19 protein-coding genes and 2 pseudogenes are annotated in these 19,590 nt (G+C 70.0%); 14 read left to right on the top strand and 7 right to left on the bottom strand.

All coding sequences use genetic code 11. From position 1 onward, the window contains the following. Positions 1–16: 16 nt before the first annotated feature. The 3 genes from OG870_RS15235 to OG870_RS15225 are packed head-to-tail and all read right to left on the bottom strand — an operon-like array spanning position 17 to position 4,609. Positions 17–2,008, bottom strand: a complete 1,992-nt coding sequence (locus tag OG870_RS15235) for a dipeptide/oligopeptide/nickel ABC transporter permease/ATP-binding protein (RefSeq protein ID WP_327690979.1) — start codon at positions 2,006–2,008, stop codon at positions 17–19. Continuing rightward, positions 2,005–2,967: an ABC transporter permease gene (locus OG870_RS15230; protein ID WP_266514037.1), complete on the bottom strand. Its 963-nt coding sequence runs from the start codon at positions 2,965–2,967 to the stop codon at positions 2,005–2,007. Before OG870_RS15230 ends, OG870_RS15235 begins: the two co-directional genes overlap by 4 nt. Positions 2,968–2,986: 19 nt before the next feature. Further along, positions 2,987–4,609 (bottom strand): ABC transporter substrate-binding protein, encoded by a 1,623-nt coding sequence (locus OG870_RS15225; protein WP_266840494.1) that lies wholly within the window; start codon positions 4,607–4,609, stop codon positions 2,987–2,989. 189 nt (positions 4,610–4,798) lie between these two features. Here OG870_RS15225 and OG870_RS15220 point away from each other — a divergent pair, with 189 nt between their 5' ends. Together OG870_RS15220 and OG870_RS15215 are read left to right on the top strand one after the other, a co-directional pair. Next, complete coding sequence (locus OG870_RS15220) at positions 4,799–5,569, top strand: FadR/GntR family transcriptional regulator (protein WP_405624253.1); 771 nt, start codon at positions 4,799–4,801, stop codon at positions 5,567–5,569. Continuing rightward, on the top strand, positions 5,566–6,000 hold the full coding sequence (locus tag OG870_RS15215; protein WP_266514029.1) for a protein-tyrosine phosphatase family protein: 435 nt from the start codon (positions 5,566–5,568) through the stop codon (positions 5,998–6,000). The genes OG870_RS15220 and OG870_RS15215 overlap by 4 nt, the downstream gene beginning before the upstream one ends. Positions 6,001–6,010: 10 nt before the next feature. Here OG870_RS15215 and bla read toward each other — a convergent pair whose 3' ends face one another. Then, positions 6,011–6,922 carry a class A beta-lactamase gene (bla, locus tag OG870_RS15210; RefSeq protein WP_405626758.1) on the bottom strand — a complete coding sequence of 304 codons (912 nt, stop codon included), beginning with the start codon at positions 6,920–6,922 and terminating at the stop codon, positions 6,011–6,013. A gap of 139 nt (positions 6,923–7,061) precedes the next feature. Here bla and OG870_RS15205 point away from each other — a divergent pair, with 139 nt between their 5' ends. Then, entirely contained in the window at positions 7,062–8,180 is a 1,119-nt protein-coding gene (locus tag OG870_RS15205) for an abortive phage infection protein (protein WP_266840497.1), read from the top strand. 18 nt (positions 8,181–8,198) lie between these two features. Here the strand turns inward: OG870_RS15205 and OG870_RS15200 are convergent, their stop codons facing one another. Further along, on the bottom strand, positions 8,199–9,674 hold the full coding sequence (locus OG870_RS15200) for an alpha/beta hydrolase (RefSeq protein WP_405624250.1): 1,476 nt from the start codon (positions 9,672–9,674) through the stop codon (positions 8,199–8,201). Positions 9,675–9,791: 117 nt separating this feature from the next. Between OG870_RS15200 and OG870_RS15195 the strand changes: the two are divergent. Next, positions 9,792–10,085: pseudogene (locus tag OG870_RS15195) on the top strand (response regulator transcription factor); the annotation flags it as partial. Here OG870_RS15195 and OG870_RS15190 read toward each other — a convergent pair. Beyond that, positions 10,030–10,518: a GNAT family N-acetyltransferase gene (locus OG870_RS15190; protein ID WP_266584776.1), complete on the bottom strand. Its 489-nt coding sequence runs from the start codon at positions 10,516–10,518 to the stop codon at positions 10,030–10,032. The pseudogene OG870_RS15195 and the gene OG870_RS15190 overlap by 56 nt on opposite strands. Before the next feature lie 69 nt (positions 10,519–10,587). On the opposite strand from OG870_RS15190, the gene OG870_RS15185 reads away from it, so the two are divergent. From OG870_RS15185 to OG870_RS15160, 6 genes are read left to right on the top strand one after another with little or no spacing between them, the layout of a single operon-like run. Continuing rightward, entirely contained in the window at positions 10,588–11,364 is a 777-nt protein-coding gene (locus tag OG870_RS15185; protein WP_327690976.1) for an SCO2525 family SAM-dependent methyltransferase, read from the top strand. 47 nt (positions 11,365–11,411) lie between these two features. Continuing rightward, positions 11,412–13,262: an SCO2524 family protein gene (locus OG870_RS15180; protein ID WP_327690975.1), complete on the top strand. Its 1,851-nt coding sequence runs from the start codon at positions 11,412–11,414 to the stop codon at positions 13,260–13,262. Positions 13,263–13,264: 2 nt separating this feature from the next. Further along, positions 13,265–14,182: an SCO2523 family variant P-loop protein gene (locus tag OG870_RS15175; protein WP_266514012.1), complete on the top strand. Its 918-nt coding sequence runs from the start codon at positions 13,265–13,267 to the stop codon at positions 14,180–14,182. Further along, positions 14,179–15,165: an SCO2522 family protein gene (locus OG870_RS15170; RefSeq protein WP_266584784.1), complete on the top strand. Its 987-nt coding sequence runs from the start codon at positions 14,179–14,181 to the stop codon at positions 15,163–15,165. Before OG870_RS15175 ends, OG870_RS15170 begins: the two co-directional genes overlap by 4 nt. 1 nt (position 15,166) lies before the next feature. Then, on the top strand, positions 15,167–16,138 hold the full coding sequence (locus OG870_RS15165; RefSeq protein WP_327690974.1) for an SCO2521 family protein: 972 nt from the start codon (positions 15,167–15,169) through the stop codon (positions 16,136–16,138). Between the two features lie 36 nt (positions 16,139–16,174). After that, positions 16,175–17,170 carry a hypothetical protein gene (locus OG870_RS15160; RefSeq protein WP_266514004.1) on the top strand — a complete coding sequence of 332 codons (996 nt, stop codon included), beginning with the start codon at positions 16,175–16,177 and terminating at the stop codon, positions 17,168–17,170. A 60-nt stretch (positions 17,171–17,230) separates the two neighbouring features. Here the strand turns inward: OG870_RS15160 and OG870_RS15155 are convergent. After that, a pseudogene (locus tag OG870_RS15155) lies at positions 17,231–17,617 on the bottom strand (Scr1 family TA system antitoxin-like transcriptional regulator); the annotation flags it as partial. Between the two features lie 183 nt (positions 17,618–17,800). Between OG870_RS15155 and OG870_RS15150 the strand changes: the two are divergent. The 4 genes from OG870_RS15150 to recO all read left to right on the top strand — a co-directional run bounded on the left by OG870_RS15150 (position 17,801) and on the right by recO (position 19,576). Continuing rightward, positions 17,801–18,016, top strand: a complete 216-nt coding sequence (locus tag OG870_RS15150) for a hypothetical protein (protein WP_266514001.1) — start codon at positions 17,801–17,803, stop codon at positions 18,014–18,016. Positions 18,017–18,134: 118 nt separating this feature from the next. After that, on the top strand, positions 18,135–18,674 hold the full coding sequence (locus OG870_RS15145) for a DUF1266 domain-containing protein (protein WP_266584788.1): 540 nt from the start codon (positions 18,135–18,137) through the stop codon (positions 18,672–18,674). A 27-nt stretch (positions 18,675–18,701) separates the two neighbouring features. Beyond that, a complete protein-coding gene (locus OG870_RS15140; protein ID WP_323180318.1) occupies positions 18,702–18,833 on the top strand; it encodes a hypothetical protein in 132 nt (43 codons plus the stop codon). After that, positions 18,830–19,576: a DNA repair protein RecO gene (gene recO / locus OG870_RS15135; protein WP_266513996.1), complete on the top strand. Its 747-nt coding sequence runs from the start codon at positions 18,830–18,832 to the stop codon at positions 19,574–19,576. Before OG870_RS15140 ends, recO begins: the two co-directional genes overlap by 4 nt. Positions 19,577–19,590 lie beyond the last annotated feature (14 nt).

Genomic DNA, 19,590 nt, shown 5'->3' with positions numbered 1-19,590 from the left:
ACGGCCTCCGACGGCTTCAATTCACTGCCTCCGACTCCGACTCCGACGTCACGAGTTCGACCGCTGGAAGGTGGCAGGCCGCCGTGTGGGTCGCCGTGCCCAGGAGGTCCGGCGGGGTGGTCCGGCAGATCTCGGTCGCGAGCGGGCAGCGGTCGGTGAAGCGGCAGCCCGCCGGGAAGTCCGTGGGCGAGGGTACGACGCCCTTGATCTGTGTCATCCGCTCGGCCGCGGACTCCAGGGACAGCACGCTGCCGAGCAGGCCGCGCGTGTAGTGGTGGGCCGGTGCCTCCACCAGGTCGGCGGTCACGCCCGTCTCCACGATCTGTCCGCCGTACATCACCACCACCCGGTCGGTGACGTCCGCGACGAGCGCCAGGTCGTGCGAGACGAGGATGAGCGCGAAGCCCAGCTCCTCGCGCAGCCGCAGCAGCAGCTCCATGACCTGCGCCTGCACCGTCACGTCCAGGGCCGTCGTCGGCTCGTCGGCGACGATCAGCTTCGGGTCGCGGGACAGGGCCATCGCGATCAGTACGCGCTGGCGCTGGCCGCCGGACAGCTCGTGCGGGTAGCTGCGCAGGGTGCGGTCGGGGTCGAGGCCGACCATGGTGAGGAGTTCGGCGGGAGATCGGCGTCCTCCCCGCCGTACGACCTGTTTGAGCTGGGCGCGGATCGTCATCGCGGGGTTGAGGGAGGAGAGCGCGTCCTGGTAGATCATCGCCATCTCGTGGCCGAGCAGGCCCCGCCGTACCCGCATCGGTTCGGCGAGCAGATCCCGCCCGCCGAAACGGACCTGGCCGCGGATCCTGGCGCCCTTCGGCTCCAGGCCCATGACGGCCAGCGCGGTCAGGGACTTTCCGCAGCCCGACTCGCCGACCAGTCCCAGGACTTCACCCGGGCGCACCTCGAAGCTGATGCCGTCGACGATGTCCACCCCGCCGTGCCGGGCCTCGAAGCCGATGGCGAGGTTCTCCACCGCCAGTACCGGTTGGCCGCCGTGGGGGAGGGCGCGGGCCCGCGAACGCAGCCGTGCGGCCGCGGCGGTCAGGCCGGGCAGTTGCAGCACCTCGCCGCCGCCGGGCTCCGGGGCCTCAAGCCGGTCGTCGTGCGCGCGGACGTCGATCTCCCGTGCCGACGGCGCCGCCCACGCGTCCGACACCCCCTCGGCCAGGATGTTCAGCGACAGGACGGTCACCAGGATCAGCAGGCCCGGGAAGACGGTGGCCCACCAGCCCCCGGTGAGCACCATGTCCTTGCCGTCGGCGATGACGCTGCCCCAGGACGGGTCGGGAGGGCGGACGCCCGCGCCGATGAAGGACAGCGACGCCTCGAAGACGATGGCCTCGGCGACCTGCACCGTGCAGAACACCAGGACCGGAGCGGCGCAGTTGACGGCGACGTGCTTCAGCACGATGTGCGGCGTCCGGGCGCCGATCACCCGCTCCGCGGTCACGTAGTCCTCGCCGTACTGGTCGAGGACGTTCGCCCGTACGACCCGTGCCACCGGCGGCATGAACAGGAACGCGATCGCGCAGATCAGCACGGTGATCCCGCCGCCGAAGACCGCGACCAGGACCGCCGCGAGCGCGATGCCGGGGAACGCCATCACCACGTCCAGGCAGCGCATCAGCGTCTCGTCGAGCGCCTTGCGGGAGGTGGCCGCGACCGCGCCGACCAGCGCCCCCACGACCAGCGCGAGGGCGGTCGCGCCCAGGCCGATGGCGAGCGACCAGCGGGCGCCGTACATCAGCCGGCTCAGGATGTCCCGGCCGAGGCTGTCCTGGCCCATCCAGTGCGCGGCGGACGGGTGCCCGGTGCCGTCGGCCGGTGTCTGCTGGTCGAGCGGGTCGTGCGGCGCGAGCAGGGGCGCGAGCAGGGCCATGAGGACCACGACGGCCAGGAAGCAGACGGCGACCTTCGACAGCAGCGGCAGCCGGCGCCACCCGCGCAGGCGGACGCCGGGCCCGGACAGCGTCTCGGTGAGGTTCTTGCGCGTGAACTGCGTGATCATGCGGTCGCATCCCTCAGTCGCGGGTTGACCAGCAGGTACAGGATGTCGATGACGAGGTTGACCACGACGAAGCCGGTCGCCGTGGTCAGGACGACGCCCTGCACCACGGCCGGGTCGCCGTTCTTCACGGCGTCGATCATCAGCTTGCCCATGCCGGGCAGGGAGAAGATCGTCTCGATGACGACCGCACCGCCCAGCAGATAGCCGACTCGCAGTCCCAGTACGGTCAGTGGGTTCATGAGGGCGTTGCGCAGCACGTTGCGCCCGACGACCACCCGCGGCGGAAGCCCGCTCCCGACCGCCGTACGCACGTAGTCCCGGTCCAGCTCCTCCACCACCGACGTCCTGACGATCCGCGTCAGCTGGGCCGCGACGGGCAGCGACAGCGCGAGCGCGGGCAGGGTCATCGTCTTCAGCCAGCCGGTGAAGGAGTCGGCGGGGTTGATGTAGCCGCCGGTCGGGAACCACCCCAGGTCGACCGCCAGGTACTGGATCATCAGCAGCGCCAGCCAGAAGCCGGGGGCGGCGACTCCGGTGAGCGACACCACGCGGATGATCTGGTCGGGGAGCCGGTCGCGGTAGATGGCCGCCGTCACTCCGCCGGCCAGCGACAGGACGACCGCCACGCCCAGGCCCAGGAAGGTGAGCTGGAGGGTGAGCGGCAGGGCGGTCGTGACCTGGTCGATGACCGGTGCGCGGGTCAGCGCGCTGGTCCCCATGTCGCCGTGCAGCAGGGCGCCGACGAAGTGGACGTAGCGGACGGGCAGCGGGTCCAGAAGGCCGTTCTGCTCGCGAAAGTCGTGCAGTTGCCGCGAGGTGGGGTTGGCGCCCTGGAAGAACGCGGACGCCGGGTCGACGTCCGAGAAGCGCATCACCAGGAACACGAACAGCACGATGCCGAGCATCAGCGGCACGAGCAGGGCGACGCGGCGGAGCAGGATCCGGGCGACGGTGATCACGGGCGGGCTCCTGTTGTTCTCAGACCCACTTGGCCTGGAGGAGGTTGATGCCGGGGTACGGCTGTGCCCTTATGCCGCCGAGCCTGCGCGGGTCCCAGGCGGTCATCAGCTCGTTGTGGACGACCGGGTAGAGCACGGCCTGCTCGGCGACGACGTCGATGTAGTCCTGGATCATCGTCTTCTTCCTGTCCGGGTCGGGCTCCCGGGTGGCCCGGTCCATGTCCTTGAAGAGCTGCCTGGCCACGGAGTTGTCCGCCCACCGCGTGTACTGCATCCACAGGTTGGTGGGCCCGTAGTTGTAGTGCATGATCAGGTCGGCGTCGAGGCCGAACTGGTTGGGGTTCGAGGCCGCGGCGACGACCTGGTAGTCCTGCTTCTGGTCCATCTTGGTGAAGACGGCCGTGGTCTCCTGCGGGGAGAGGGTCGTCCGCACGCCGATCGCGTCCCAGGACGCCTTGATCGTCGGCAGACAGTCGACGATCCAACTCACGTTCACCGCAAGGATGTTGATCCTCAGTCCGCTGACCCCGGCCGCCTTGAGGAGCGCCTTCGCCTTCTCGGGGTCGTAGTCGTAGACGGTCTTCGCCCGGCGGTAGCCGGGGTTGCCCTCGTTCAGGAACGAGGACGACGGCTTGCCGTGCCCCTTGAGCGCGACCTGCACCATCTTCTCGGTGTCGATGGCGTAGTGCAGCGCCTGCCGTACGCGTACGTCGTCGAAGGGCTTGTGCTTGGTGTCGAACATCAGGAACAGGTTGTTCATGCCGGCCCCGCCGGCGACCGTCAGCCCGCCGCTCTCCAGCTGCTTGATATTGGCGTAGGGGATGTTGTCGGAGATCTGCGCGCCCGCGCTGGAGCCCGAGATCTTGGCGACGCGCGGGGCGGCGTCCACGATGGTCAGCCAGTTCATCTTCTTGAAGGCGGCCCTGCGGGGGCCGTTGTAGTCGGCGAACGCCTCGAAGGTGGTGTTCGACTTCGGGTGGTGCGCGCTCTGGCGGTACGGTCCCGAGCCGATCGCCAGCCCCCTGATGGCGTTGTCCCAGGCGCCCGGTTCGGAGAAGACGTGCTTCGGCATGATCTTCGCGAGGGTGAGCCGCGAAGCCCCGTCCGGGAAGGGGAACTTGAGCACCAGCTCGACGTTCTGGGCGTCGATCTTCCGGACCTCCTTCAGCCAGCTCGCGAAGAAGCCCTTGGCGAGCGTCTGTGTCTTCGGGTCGAGGATCCGGTCGAAGACGAACACCACGTCGTCGGCGGTGACGGGCTTGCCGTCGTGGAACCTGGCCCCGGCCCGCAGCGTGAACTTCCAGGACGTGGCGTCCAGGTCCTGCGGCAGCGCGGTGGCGAGCGCGGCGTACGGCTTGCGGGAGATCGGGTCGGTGTCGAGCAGGCCCTCGTAGATGTGGTTGTTGGCCGCCATGCAGAAGGCGGACGCGGTCTGCGTGGGATCCCAGGTGCCGTCGTTGCCGTACCCGATGACCGCGGTCAGTGTGCGGTCCTTGCCGCCCCCGCCGCCGGTGTCGTTCGTGGACTGGGGCCCGGACGAGCAGGCCGACAGCGACGCGGAGACGGCCGTGGCCGCACCCAGCGCGCCGGTGTACTTCAGGAAGGTCCGGCGATGCACGGTTCCTCCAGCGGGGAGTTCCATCGGAGTGAGGAGATACGACGTCCTACGTCCTGCCGTCAGCCGCGACCATAGGAGGGGCCCGGAGGGCGGTCAAGGGGTCTTACACGAATGGCGTAGCTGCCAGAGGTCGAGCCAATGGCAGTGCGAAATGGCGGGAGTTGACGCACGTCAGCGCCGGACATGGGACGTGGGACGTCCGGTGCGCGTACGATGCGGCGCATGTCCGCGGAGCCCAGGAACAAGGAGCCCAGGGAGCCCCGGCACTCCCGGCCCGGGGAGTCCGGGCGCTCCCGGCACACGGAGTCCGGGAACAGCCGGATACGGCGCGAGGTCGTGCAGCTGATCCTCGACCGCGGACTCCGGCCGGGCGCCCCGCTGCCCACCGAGGCCGAGCTGATGGAGGACCTCGGCGTCAGCCGCAACTCCGTGCGCGAGGCCCTCAAGGCGCTCCAGGCACTCGACATCGTGGAGATCAGACACGGCTACGGGACCTACGTCGGCCAGGCGTCCCTCACCCCTCTGATCGACGGTCTCACCTTCCGCACGCTCGCCCGGCAGGACGACGACACCGGTGCGCTCGCCGAGATCCTCCAGGTGCGCGAGGTGCTGGAGGAGGGGCTGATCCGGCGGATCGCGGGGACGGTCACCGAGGCGGAGCTGGACGCGCTGGAAGCGGTGGTGGCCCGGATGGAGACGGCGGTCGGGGCGGCCCGGCCGTTTCCCGAACTCGACCGGGAGTTCCACGAGTTGCTCTACGCCTCCTTGGGCAACGCGCTCGTGCCCCAGCTGCTCGGCGCCTTCTGGACCGTGTTCCGCAGGGTCGCGGGCGCCCGCGGCTGGACCGACGACCCGGCACCCGAGGTGACCGTCCATCGCCACCGGGACATCGTGACGGCCCTGCGGGCGCGGGACGCCGAGAGTGCCCAGCGCGCGATGGCACACCACTTCCGGGGCATCGAGGCACGTACGCTGACCCGGTGACGGACACGGACACCTGGCAGCCCACGGACCGCGGCGTCCTCCGGCTGCCGTCGGGACGGCTGGTCCGGGGCCGCGGACTGCGGCGCCCCCTCGAACCGGGCGCACCCGCACCCTCGTACGCCCTTTACCTCCTCGGCAGGCAACCGCCGCCCGTCGCCTGGGAGTTCCGCTGGATCCGCTGGCCGGACTTCCGGCTGCCCGCCGACCGCGCCGACGCGCGCGCCGCGCTCACCGAGGCCTGGGAACGGGCCCTGGGCGAGCGCGTCGAGATCGCCTGCGGTGGCGGCCGAGGCCGCACCGGGACGGCGCTGGCCTGTCTGGCGGTCCTGGACGGCGTACCCGCCGAGGAGGCGGTGGACTTCGTACGGCGCCACTACGACCGGCACGCGGTGGAGACGCCGTGGCAGAAGCGGTATGTGCGGAGGTTCTAGTGCCGGGGCCCTAGGCCAGGGCGTCCACGACTGCGGCCGTTGCCCCCGCGATCAGGGCGTCGTCCCAGGCGGCGTCCGGTGCCGGCTTCGTCGACAGGAACGCGAGGACGACCGGTGCGCCGTCCGGGGTCCATGCGACGCCCGCGTCGTTGGTGGTGCCGTACGAACCGGAGCCCGTCTTGTCGCCGACCGTCCATGACGCGGGCACCCCGGCGCGGATGCGGTGGTCGCCGGTCGTGTTGTTCAGCAGCCAGTGCGTGAGCCGGTCGCGGTCCGGGCGGTTCAGGGCGTCGCCGACGACCAGGCGGCCGTAGGTGCCGGCGATAGCGCGCGGGCTCGTCGTGTCCGTGACGCGTCCCGGTTCGGCCGAGTTGAGTTCCGGCTCCCACCGGTCGAGGCGGGTCACCCCGTCGCCGAGCGAGCGGGCGAAGCGGGTGATCGCGGTGGGGCCGCCGAGCAGGCGGAGCAGGAAGTTGGCCGCCGAGTTGTCGCTGTAGCGGATGGCGGCGTCGCAGAGCTCGGCGACCGTCATGCCGTTCGCCAGATGCTCCTCGGTCCCCGTGACGGGGGCGCCGTCCACCAGGTCCTCGCGCCTGTAGTGGATGCGGCGGGCGAGCACCTCGCCGTGCCGGTCCAGGTCGCGCAGGACGGCTCCGGCGACGAGGGTCTTGAAGACCGAGCAGATGGGGAAGCGCTCGTCGGCCCGGTAGGCGACGGTCCGCTTCGTACGGACGTTGTGCGCGAACACGCCCAGCCGGGCGCCGTGTCGGCGCTCCAGTCGTGCCAGTTGTTCCAGTTGTGCCGGCTGATCCAGTCGCTTCGGTTCGCGCGGGTGGTCGGTGGTGGCGTGGGCGGGTGCGCTCGTCAGGAGCGCGGCGGCGGTGGCGGTGCCTGCGGTGAGCAGGGTGCGTCGGCCTAGGATCTTGCTCTCCTTCGGTCGGTGACGGCCGGCGATCTCCGGTCGTCCTCCCCATGGTCGACGCCACACGTCATTCCTTGGTTGCCGAGCCGTAGACCATCGGCGGACGGCGGGGCCCGGTCCCGGCCGCCACGATGAGGGCATGGAGAAGACGAAGGGGATCAATCGGGCGCAGTTCCTGGCGGGGGCGGCGGCCCTCGGGCTCTCGGCGGCGGTGCTGCCGTCCCAGCCGACCCAGGCCACCGGCCGGGGCCTTCGGCACCGCGGTGTCGTCTACACGGTCGGTGAGGGTGAGACGCCGGCGACCGCGTGGAGCGCCGCCCGGATGCGCCGGGACATCCGCGCCATCCGCGGCGAGCTGCACGCCGACACCGTCGACGTCACCGGCGACGGCGTCGAACGCCTCACGGCCACCGCCGCCGAGGCCGCCGAGCGTGGACTGCACGTATGGCTCCAGCCGACCCTGGCGGACGCCCCGGAGCGGGACATCCTGGAACACCTGGCCGAGTGCGGCCGCTTCGCGGAGCGGCTGCGGCGGCAGGGCGCGAGCATCGACTTCAGCGTGGGCTGCGAGTTCTGGCTCTTCGTGCCCGGGATCGTGCCGGGGAAGACGGTTCTGGAGCGCGTACAGAACATGCTGAACGGCGACTTCGACCCGGTGCGGATGCAGCGCCGCCTCGACCGCTTCACCGCGAAGGCGGCCGCGGCCGGCCGCTCCGTGTTCCACGGCAACCTCAGTTACGCGGCAGCCCAGGACGACAAGGTCGACTGGCGGCTCTTCGACATCGTCGGCATCGACTACTACTCCTACTTCCGCCATCATGCCGACTACGTACGGGAGTTGAGGCGCTACCTGCGCTGGGGCAAGCCCCTCGCCATCACCGAGTTCGGTACGTGCACCTACAAGGGCGCCCCCGAGGCGGGCGGCATGGGCTGGGACGTCGTCGACCACGACAAGGACCCGGAGGAGATCAAGGGGCACCTGGTGCGCAGCGAACGCACCCAGGCCGCCTACCTGGTCGACCAGTTGGCGGTCTTCGAGTCGATGGGCCTGTACGCGGCGATGGCGTTCGAGTTCGTCACCCCGGACGCCCCCCACCGCACCGACAGTCCCCGCTACGACCTCGACATGGCGAGCTACAGCATCACCAAGGCGGTCAAGGACCGCCCCGACGACCCCCGTTCGGACTGGCACTGGGAGCCGAAGGAGGCGTTCCACACGCTGGCCCGCCACTACGGTCGGTGTACTCACCCGCAGTAGCGGCTGCACCGAGTGCGCTCACCCGCAGTGGACGTCCCGCTCGGGCCGCTCGCCCGTCGCCAGGAACCGCGAGACCGTCGCGTCGCCGCACTCGTTGCCGTTGGCGAGGTAGGCCTCGTGGCCGGTGGAGTCGACGGTCACCATGACGGCGCGGCGGCCGAGGGCCGCGCGGAGCTTCAGGGCGCCGCTCAGCGGAGTCTCCATGTCGCGCTCGTTCTGGACGAGCAGGACGTTGGACGGCCCTCGGTCGGTGATCCGCACCGGCGCCCGCTCCGGCTGCCACGGCCACGCGGCGCACACCATCGCGTTACGGGGCATGCCCGCCGTCAGCGGATACCTGGCCCGGCTCTCGGCCACGCCCTTCTCGTACACGGCGGCCGACCTCGGCCAGGCGGCGTCGTCGCAGAGGGTGGCGGCACCCACCGCGACGACGTTCTGCAGCACCGCCTCCGGGGGCGACTGCGGCGCGGGCGGCACCGTGCCCTTCCGCGCGGCCAGGATCAGCTGGGCGAGACCGGCGTAGTCGTCGGGGTCGTCGAAGCTGTTCAGCATGGTCTGGCGCAGCACGTTGCCGTTCAGCTCTTCCGGGTTGGCGCCGGGCCACGGGATCGGCTCGCGGTCCAGGCGGGCGGCGAGGCTGAGGAAGAGCGGGCGCACCTCGGCCGCCGTGTCGGCCAGCCGGTACGGATTGCCGGGCCGGGCGGCCCACTTGGCGAACTCGGGGAAGTTGTCCTCGGCGCCGACCTCCTGCGCCTGGACCCAGGCGCGCTCCACCTTGACCGGATCGGGGTTGTCGTTGCTGTCGAGGACGACGCGGTCGGTGCGGTCCGGGAACAACTGGCTGTAGACGGCGCCGACATACGTGCCGTACGAGACGCCCCACGCCGAGATCCTCCGTTCGCCGAGCGCGGCCCGGATGCGGTCGATGTCGCGTGCGTTGTCGGCCGTGCTGAGGTGCCGCATCAGCTCGCCGCCGTTGTGCGCGCAGGCGTCGGCCACGCGCCGCGCGGTGGTCATGTTGCCGGTGACCGATCCGTCGGCGGCGGGCCAGGGGCGCAGCGACGTCAGCGCGAGGTCGGCGTGGTCGAGCCCGCAACTGACGTCGGTGGAGGGTGCGTTGCCGCGCGGCGCGAAACCGATCAGGTCGTAGGTGTCCCGGACGTCCTGCGGCAGCTTCTGCCCCTTCCCGGAGGGGTCGTCGAGGCTCGTGCCACCGGGCCCGCCGGGAACGAGCAGCAGGGCGCCCCGGCGTGCGGACGGCTTCTCGCTGGGGATGCGGGAGACGGCGAGGTCGATCTTCGGGCCGTCGGGGTGCGCGTAGTCCATCGGCACTTCGAGGGTCGCGCACCGCTGGCGTGGGTCGACGCCGCTGCCCTCGCACCTGGTCCACTTGAGTGGCGTCTCGGCGGCGGACGCGGTGAGAGGCGTGATGGCACCGAAAACGATGCCGGAGACGGCTGCGATCAGGGCGGCGCTCTTCGTGATCTCCTTCATGACCATGAGACTCCCGGATCCGGCCCGCGCCTCCCATCCGGTCAACTGCCGTGTTGGCAGGGGGGTTTGCCCCCTGCCGCGACGACGGGTTTCTCATACGTCACGCCGGTCCACGGCGCCCCGAGTGTGACCCGCCGCCTGATCCACGACTTCGCGTCCCACCCCGAACCGGCCGCACCACGACGGGAGTTGATGGGCATCACCGACCGCGAACGCGAGGTCCTCACCCTGGTCGGCACGGGCCTGGCCAACGCCGAGATAGCCGCTGAACTGTGCATCAGCGTCGCCACGGCGAAGACCTACCTCACCCGTCTCCTGGCCAAGCTGGACGCGCGGGACCGGGTCCAGCTGGTGATCATGGCCTACGAGGCGGGGCTGGTGTCGGTGCGGCCGGCAGGAAGAGAGCCATGAGGAGCCGGTCCTTGCCGGCACCGAAGTAGTCCCTGCGGGGGCCGCCGAGCGGGGTGAAGCCGAGCGACTTGTAGAGGTGGACGGCCGGTTCGTTGTCCGGGTCGACCGCGAGCCGCACCTCGCTCGCACCCTCGGAACGCAGGCGATCGAGCATCCTCGTCATGAGCCGGCGGCCCAGTCCCCGTCCCCGCAGGTCCCGGGCCACACCGAGGCTGATCAGCCACGTGGGCCCGCAGTCCGACGGGGCTGCGGCGATCAGGTATCCCCTCAGGGCGGTGCCGTCGTCCACGACGATCAGATGGCCGCAGCACAGGTCGAAGTACTGGCGCAGTACGAACTCGGGATACGGCTCGGCAGGGAACGCCTCCCTGTCGAGAAGGCAGATTTCCGGAAGGTCGTCCTCGCGGGCCGTCCGAATGTGCAGATCAGGCATTCGCCCAGAATTGCCCGCTTGGGTACGGGAGTTCAAGTCGGCTGATCAAGGTACGTTAATGAAATGCATATGGGATCACCGGAGAGCCCGTCGCAGTTGAACGCCGACGCCCCGTGGGACGCATTCGACCCACAGGCCTACGTCAGCCACAACTACAAGAGAGTGATCCACGAGGACGCGGAGATCATCTCCATCGTCCGCGCGCACTTCAGTGATCATTTCCGTGGGCGTCAGGACCGCCCGTACCGGGGGATCGACGTCGGGGCCGGAGCCAATCTCTATCCGGCCTTTTCCATGCTGCCCTGGTGCGAGGAGATCACCCTGCTCGACCGGGCGGACCGGAATGTGGAGTATCTGGAGAAGCAGCGGCGCTCGTACGACGAGAGCTGGGACGCGTTCTGGCACCTGCTGTGCCAGGACGAGGGCTACGCGACGCTGCCGGGCGATCCGCGGGACAGGTTCGCCCAGGTCGTCGGCGTCGAGCAGGGAGACCTCTTCGCCCTGGGCGGCCGACGCGACCACTGGTCGCTCGGGACCATGTTCTTCGTGGCCGAATCCCTGTCGACATCCCACGAGGAGTTCCGGCAGGCCGTCGAGTGCTTCATGCTGTCGCTCACACCGGGCGCGCCGTTCGCGGCCGCGTTCATGGAGGGCTCCGAGGGATATTACGTGGGAGACACCCACTTTCCCGCATGCAAACTCGGGGAGCCGGAGATCAGGTCCGCCGTCAAAAGGCATGCCGCCGAAGAGGGGTTCCGGATTTCCAAGGTCGGCAAGCCCCATGCGGTGCGCCATGGTTATACGTCCATGATCGTGGCTTGCGGCTTTCGCGGCTGGGGTAATTAGACAGTCTCCGACAGGGCGACGCGACGCAGTCGGTGAGGGGGCCGGGGGTGCAGATCAAGCCACGTCAGCATCTGCTGGACATCTGGCAGGCAATGGCTCGCTACTCCTTCGACCAGGGGGAGTGGGTCTGGGGAGAGTGGGGCGGACGGAGCAGCGTGGCCGACGCGGAGCAACTGCTCTGCCTGCTGTATCCGGCCACGGAGATCCCGGCGTTCCGGCTGGACGACCCGGACACCACGCAGCAGGACGTCCGGCAGGCCCTGAAGAGAGCCGGCGGGCGGCCGGACATCCCGGCCGGCCTCGTCACCGCAGCGACCCGGTTCATGCGCACGCACACGGGCGACGACCAGGAGCCGACCTTCGCCGGGGGCCACTACTTCGGCTCCGCCGACGAGACGACGGAGATCACGGAGGAACAACGCCGGCTCGGCGTGGTCGACTCCTTCGCGAGGTCGATCACCTTGTGCCTCGCCACGCTCGGCTTCCTCAAGGTGTACGAGACCAGGACCCGCCGCGGCGACATCCGGGAGGCGATCGCCGAGCTGCGCCAGATGACCGGCAACCGGCTCACCGCCGCCATGGTGAGCCTGCTGCGCTCCTTCACCGTCAACGCCTTCGACACCGAGTCACCCCAGGGCCGCGCCCTCACCGAACTCCTGGGCCAGGGACGGCTTTCGCAGCGGCAGGTGCTCGGCAAGTTCCAGAGCCGCTTCCGTCCGCTGCGCGCCGCGCTCGTGGAAAGCCTGTTCCTCGGCATCGACATCGAGGAAGGCCTCAAGGACGAGAGCCAGCTCTTCGAGTGCGGCTGGGCGTGGAGCCTGGTACGGGACGCCCCCGAGGTCGACACCGGCGAACCCGTCGGGCCGCAGCCCGAGGGCATTGCCAACCCGGTGCCGTACCTGTACTTCACCGTGGTCGCCCTCGACGGCATCCAGGACCTGTTCTCCGACCGCACCCTCACCCTGGGCCTGCTCAACGCCGAACAGCAAAAGCTCACCGAGGCGCTACGGCTGCGATGGGAACTCACCCAGCAGTACTGGTCCGGCATCGCCCGCTTCGACGACGAGCGCTGGCCCCTGGAGGACATTCCCTGGCGTACGACCGGACAGAGGCTGGAGTCCGAGTACTTCTCCCTCTCCGTCGCCGCCATCCTCGTGCACGACCTGATGCGGCGCCGGGCCACCGACGACGACCTGACCCGCACCGTCCGCGTCATGGAACGCCTCGCCGAACGCGGCCGCATCACCAGCCGCATGACCCGCGACGACCCCACGGTTCACGAGCTGCACACCGTGGGCGTCCAACTGCCGTTGCAGGGCAGCGAGCGTCTCGGCCCGCCCATGACCTGGGCCATGACCGACTTCTCGGCACAGCTGCTGAAGCGGACGGTCCAGATGTGCACGCTGTCGCGCAACCTCGCCTCGCACGAGCGGCTGCTCCGGCTCGCCGAGGACGTCTTCGACCACATGTGGCGCCGTCGTATCCGGGACGGCGAGGGTGTCGGCCTGTGGGACGACGTCCACTGCGCCTATCCCGGGGCGGCGGTCCACAAGGGGCGGCTGCCGGTGTCGTGGAGCATCACCGAGCGGGTCACCGAGGTGATGGTCCAGGCGCACGGCATGTACCGCAGGCCTCCCATCCGCAGCCTCGAACTCACCCAGCAGGCAAGGGCGTTGCTCAGCGAGTGCGCCCACCTGCTGGGCAACGAGCAGCTGGAACCCGCCCCCTCGGACGGCGGCCGGCACGGGATGCAACTGAGGAACATCGAGATCATGCTGCGCCGCGCCCGCGGCCTCGTGGACGAACAGCCGGGCACCGCCTGCGCGTTGACGCTCGACGTGCTGGGACAGCTCGACTCGCTCGCCCGCGCCCGCGAGGCAGCGGACGGGGGAGTGTGACCGTGCTGATCTTCGCCGCCTCCGACAAGGGAGGAACGGGCCGCTCCGTCACGAGCGCCAACCTCGCCTACCAGCGCGCGCTGTCCGGGGACGACGTCTGCTACGTCGACTTCGACTTCGGCTCGCCCACCGCGGCGGTCGTCTTCGACGTGGGGGACGCACGCCAGACCACCGAGGAGCGCGGTCTGCACTCCTACCTGACAGGGCAGGTCGGCGAACCGGCCCGGATCGACGTCTGGTCCGAGACCGAGCACCAGGTGCTGCGGTCCCCGCCGCCGGGCTGCGGCCGTCTGGTGCTGATGCCCGGCGACACCGGCGGCGGCGAGTTCGCCGTCACCGACGACGACCTGCGGCTCTGCGTCGACCTGCTGATGAAGCTCTGCTTCGAGTTCGACCTGGTCGTCGTCGACCTGAGCGCCGGCCGCTCCTACGCCGTCGACATGGTCCTGCAGGCGACCGCACAGCCCGAGATGAGCGGCGTCACGGCCCGCTGGCTGGTCTTCCACCGCTGGACCCGTCAGCATGTGGCGGCCACCGCGAGCCTGGTCTTCGGTGAGCGCGGCATCGTCGCCGGCGGCGTCGCCCGCGGCCACGACGAGGAGGAGCTGCGCGGCGCCATCCGCTTCGTACGGGTCGCCGTACCCGATCCCGAATCGCCACTGTGGTCACAGGTGTCGCCCGCCCAGTCGGCATGGATGCGCAAGACCGACGGCGATCTCACGCAACTCGCCTCCACGCACGGCATCGGCCACAGCCTGGTCCTCGGCTCCGTGCCGCTCGAACCGGTCCTCGAATGGCGTGAGCAACTCATCACCGAGGAGGACGTGTTGGGCAGCCGGATCGCCAACCGGGAGACCTGGCAGGCGCTCAGCTCGCTGGCCGGGCGACTCACCGACGACAGGTACTGGGAGCAGGCGTGAGCGAAGCCGTGTTTCAGGAGACCACCGCGCAGCTCCACACCCAGTCCCTGCCGTTGTCCCACCTCTCGCTGGAGCTGGGCCACCTCTACATGGAGGACTTCGAGGCGGGCCCCGAGCGGCTGCGCGAGCACTTCGCCGAGGTACGGCCATGGGCGGACGCCGCCCGCGCCGGTACGGCCCGCCGCATGGGCGGCAAGCGCCCCCGTATCAGCACCTGCTTCCTCATCGACGACTACTTCACCCGGTTCTCCACGCCGGCCGAACTCGTTCCGCTGGTGCTGGCAGAGGCCGAGAAGGCAGGCCTGGTCATCGACTACCTGGCCCGTGAGTCGGGCTGCGCGGTCGCCGACCGGATCGAGCTTGCCGAGTCCGTCGTGCACCGCCTGGTCGAGTCGCCGCCGCCGGGCAGCTACGGCTCCCGCCCGCCCGTCAGCCACACCGGCTGGCTCGCCAACGGCCGGCGCACGCCCGCCACCAAGCGCGCGGCCCTGGGCGAGGTCAGGGGCTGGCAGCCGCCCCAGGAGACCGCGGCCCGCAACCACTCCGTCTTCATGGACGTCGAGCTGTGGTCCGAGCGGGACGGGGGCCGGCTGTGGTCCTGCCCGTTCCTGGCCGCCGTATGGCAGCTGGTCCGGCTCGGGCTGCTACGGCACCTCGGCGAGCCGGTGCTGGTCCCGCAGCCCTGGAACGGCGAGGGCTTCCCGCACGACTGGGACCGGATGCCACCGCTGCTCCGGCTCAACCCGTCGGCGACGGCCTTCAGCGCCTACCGCACCTGCACGCTGATGTCGAACCGCTTCCTGGCCGTCGAGGACGCCGTGCGGCTCATCCTCGACCAGACAGACGTCGACTCCGCTGCGCTGCGCCAGGTCGCCGAGCGCTCGGCCAGGGAAGGACTCGCGGTCCCGGAGGCGGTCGCCCAGCGAGCCACGTACGTCTTCTACGAGGAGCCCGCCTACACCCTTTCCACTGAGGGGAGTTGAGATGCAGCCGCCCCTCGGGCAGCCCGCGCGCCCGGTCCTCGCCTGCGGTGAGGTGCGTACCTGTCTGCTGCCGTCCTTCCAGGCGCTGGAGGGACGGGCCGCCGCCCAGCTGCTGCGGCTGCGCGCCGACGAACACGTCAGGGTCTCCGAGCGTCCCAATCTGTACGTCCTTTCCCCCGAGGTCCTGACGGGAGTGGACTGCCGGCTGCCCACCTCCAACGGCGTCAAGGTCCGGGCCGTCGGCACGGTGGCCGCCCGCGCGGCACTGACCGAGGGCCGTCTGCTCCAGTCCACCGCGTACTTCAGCGCGCCGGCCGTAGGCCCCGCCACCCGTCGCCCCTGGGGGCACTATCTCGTGCGGCCCGGTGTGGTCGAGCCTCTGGGCAAGCTGCCCGACCAGGCCACTGCCGCGGGCGTGCTGCGCGGTGCGGCGGGCGGCGAACTCGACCTCGGGATGATCTCCGAGGCCCTGCTGACGAGGCTCCTGCGCCACCCGCTCCTGGACCGCAAGGTTCCGTTCAAGTCCCGCCGTACGCACCTGCGTTGGGTCGTCCACCGGATCTCCGAGGGTGATCGGGCGGCACTGGTGGAATTCAGGTTGGACAGGGACGGGCTGCGGACCGTGCGGCTGCGGCTGCCGGCGGACACACCGGTCGCCGCGGCTGCGGGCCTGTGCGAGGACCTCGCGCTCCATGACTGGCTGCTGACGACGGTGGTGCACATGCTGGACAACAGCCGGCTCGCCGCGGCGGACGGGCCCGCCGCGGTCCTCGCGTTGCGGCCGGCCGTCGACCACCTGCTGCACCTGTGGACGCCGCACGCGCGAGTGCACCACTCGCTGGTCCACCTGTGGGAGGCGCTGGAGCGGGAACCGGGATTCACCCGCCAATGGCAGAACCTGGTCCAGCGCATCCGGGACCAACTGGCGCTTCAGGCAATCCCGTTGCCGCACCAGGCGCTGTCACCGCGCTGATCCAGTGGCCCAACGACTCCGGCGGAAGAGGCAGGCATGGACGGAGAGCCGGGAACCCCCGGTCGGGCGAGGGGCGGTCTTCACATACCGCCGGTCGTTCTGAAGGTCCTGATCACGGTGGCCGTGGGGACGGGCACCTATGTGATCACCAACCTCGTCGACCAGTCCGAGGAGGAACTGTGGCAGATCGCCCTGGCCGTCCTCATAGGAGGTGCGACGCTGATCGTCCAGTACATGGTCGACTTCGAACAGCGCCTGGGCTCGGTGGAGACCGGTCAGCGGCAGAACAGGCGTGAGCTGGGGGAGAGCCTGACCGCGCGGCACGACGAGATGAAGGAGCTGGTGGACCAGGGGTTTCGGCGGGTCAGCGAGGTGACGGAGCTGTTCAGCAGACTGGACGCCTCGGGAATGCCGTCCGACGAGATCTCGCGGCTGGTCAGGAGCGCGGCGCACGTGGGATCACAGAGCCGCGGCATCGTGAAGGAGTTCGCCCGCGCCGAGATCACACGGGTGGCGTCGATGATGACGGCACTGACCTCGTGGGGGAGCGCCGACTGGGAGGGGGAGAACAACGACCTGCTCATCGCTCTCACCCGGTGCGTCCGCGAGAGCATCTACGCCACCAGCAGCTTCGTCGACCTGGCCTTCTGGAAGACCGCGACCGCGAAGCACTACCTGGACGTACAGCGCGAGGCGATCCGGTGCGGGGTGAAGGTCAGGCGCCTGTTCATCGTGCAGATCCGGGAGGAGTTCGACGACCTCGACGAGATCCTCCAGGAGCAGAGGAGCGCGGGCATCGAGGCCGGGGTCCTGGTCCTGTCCGAGCTGCGGTCCGACATCAGGGTGGGCGAGACGCTGGACGTCGTCATCCTGGACGAGGAGCTGTACTTCGAGATCAAGACGGACGTGCAGCAGCTCAACCCCAACGCCAGACTCGAAGCCCGTGCGCCGCACGTGACTCGGCGCAAGGAGCGGTTCGACAAGCTCTGGGACGCGTGCGGGGAGGGCCCGCCGGAACTACGCGGACGCTGAGACGCCGCCGACGAACTCCGTCCAGGCAGCCGACCCCACCAACAGCACGGCCCCACCGGGCACGAACGGGTTGGCCGCGATCGTGACCGCCTCGGCATACGCGGCCGTCTGCAACAGGCCCGGCAGAACGGTCGGCGCGAACTCGCAGATCCGTGTGGCCAGTCGCTCCAGATGCACCACCTCGGCGAAGTAATCCGCATACTGCTTGTCGTTGATGAGCTTCAGGCGCAACCGCTCGAAAATACCGTCGGTTTGCAGGATCCCGTCAATCCGCGTCGCGATATCCGGCTGGGGCTTTCGAATAGCCTGCTCGAACTGCCCGATTCAGGCGCCGGACACGAAGGCGCGTGCTCCCACGTCCGCCTGAGTGAGACCGGCTTCCTCCCGATGCCTCCTCAGCTCCGTGCCGAAGAACTCCCACGCCGCCTGGCGTGAACCGTTGGCCATGGCCAACCCTCTTGCGATGCACCGCACTTGTAGTGCACAGACTCCAGCCGAGTGTAGGTGCCGTACGTCATCATCGAGAGGAAAAGAGTGAAACCCAAAAAGAAAGGGGAGCAGGCTGTTGGCTCGACGAAGCCGGCCTCCGGAATTGTGGGTCGCTTTCGTTACGGTCGTTAAGGAGAGGAAATGAAACCCCCCGTCGGCACTCACGTCGTAGACACACGCACCGGAAAGGTGGGAATCGTCATGGGGCACGAAGGACCGTACGTACAACTGAGACCGTACGGCGGCGGCAGGGAGTGGGACGCGGAGCCCGGCGTCGTGCGGGGCGCCACCCCCTCCGAGCGGCTCAGCGCGGCGACGGCGTACGCCAACGCACGCAGCCGGGGCGAAGTCCCTTGACGTACAGTGCGGGCGCATGGGTCTGTGGAACTGGAGAAGCCGGAGAGGCCGGGGGGACTGGAGAAAGCCGAGGGTCGCCAGCCGGTACCCCGAACCCCTTACCGCGCACCAGCTCTGGATGGTGTCCCTGAGCGCGCCGGTGAGCCGGGACCGGAACGCCTCGCGGACCACTCTGTACCCCTACACACGGATCGATGACGACAGCGCCCGCGGTTGGCTGGCCGACCAGTGGGAGATCACCTCGCGGGAGCGGTTGGTCCGCCGGCTCGACGACCTGTCCCGCGGCGGCTACCGGGCACGGGCTCAGCAGGTCCTCGGCGTCTCCCCGCTCGCCTGGGACGCCGCCCTGTACGTCGACATAGCCCGGCTCGGTTTCGGGTGCGGGATGGTCACCGAGGCCGAGGCGTGGACCGCGCTCAAGAACATCGTGCCGTCGGTGGTGCGGACGTACGGCTCCTGGCAGGAGTACGCCGACCACTACCTGCTGGGGCGCAAGGTGTGGCGGGACGGGCTGAGCGGCACGCGGGACACGGACATCCCCGCCCCGCAGGCCGCAGCCGACGCGCATCTGAGCGCGCTGCTGGACCCGGCGAACCGGTCCAGTCCCTGGAACCTGGCCCCCTGGGACACCATCACTCACCCCGACCGTGCCCGCTGACTCCGGCCGTACGCGAGAATGGACCCCATGAGTCTGTTCCGCGACGACGGCATCGTGCTGCGCACCCAGAAGCTGGGCGAGGCGGACCGGATCATGCTGTGCTCTCCCGGGGGACACCCCCCGGACCCCCGGCCGAAATCCCGTGGCGGTGCGCGATGAGTCTCTTTCGGGACGACGGCATCGTGCTGCGCACCCAGAAGCTCGGCGAAGCCGACCGGATCATCACGCTGCTCACCCGAGGTCATGGGCGGGTACGCGCCGTGGCCCGTGGGGTGCGGCGGACCAAGTCCAAGTTCGGGGCCCGTCTGGAACCCTTCTCCCACGTCGACGTGCAGTTCTTCTCGCGCGGGAGCGAGCTGGTCGGGCGCGGGCTGCCGCTGTGCACGCAGAGCGAGACCATCGCGCCGTACGGCGGCGGGATCGTCGCCGACTACGGCCGTTACACCGCGGGCACCGCCATGCTGGAGACCGCCGAGCGGTTCACCGACCACGAGGGCGAACCGGCCGTGCAGCAGTACCTGCTTCTCGTCGGGGCCCTGCGCACCCTCGCCCGCGGCGAGCACGCGTCGCACCTCGTTCTCGACGCCTTCCTCCTGCGCTCCCTCGCCGTCAACGGCTACGCCCCCAGCTTCGGCGACTGTGCGAAGTGCGGAATGCCCGGGCCGAACCGGTTCTTCTCGGTCGCCTCAGGCGGCTCCATCTGCGTCGACTGCCGGGTGGCCGGCAGCGTCGTACCCTCGCCGCAGACCCTGGAACTGCTGGGCGCGCTGCTTACGGGAGACTGGGAGACCGCGGACGCGTGCGAGCCGCGGTACGTCAGGGAGGGCAGCGGGCTGGTGTCCGCCTATCTGCACTGGCATCTGGAACGCGGGCTGCGCTCCCTGCGTTACGTCGAGAAATAAGGAGACGAGAAGCA

The sequence above is a fragment of the Streptomyces sp. NBC_00461 genome (assembly GCF_036013935.1).
GTDB lineage: Bacteria > Actinomycetota > Actinomycetes > Streptomycetales > Streptomycetaceae > Streptomyces.
The sequence above is the reverse complement of the archived record's forward strand: the minus strand, read 5'-3'. Positions and strand labels throughout refer to the sequence as shown.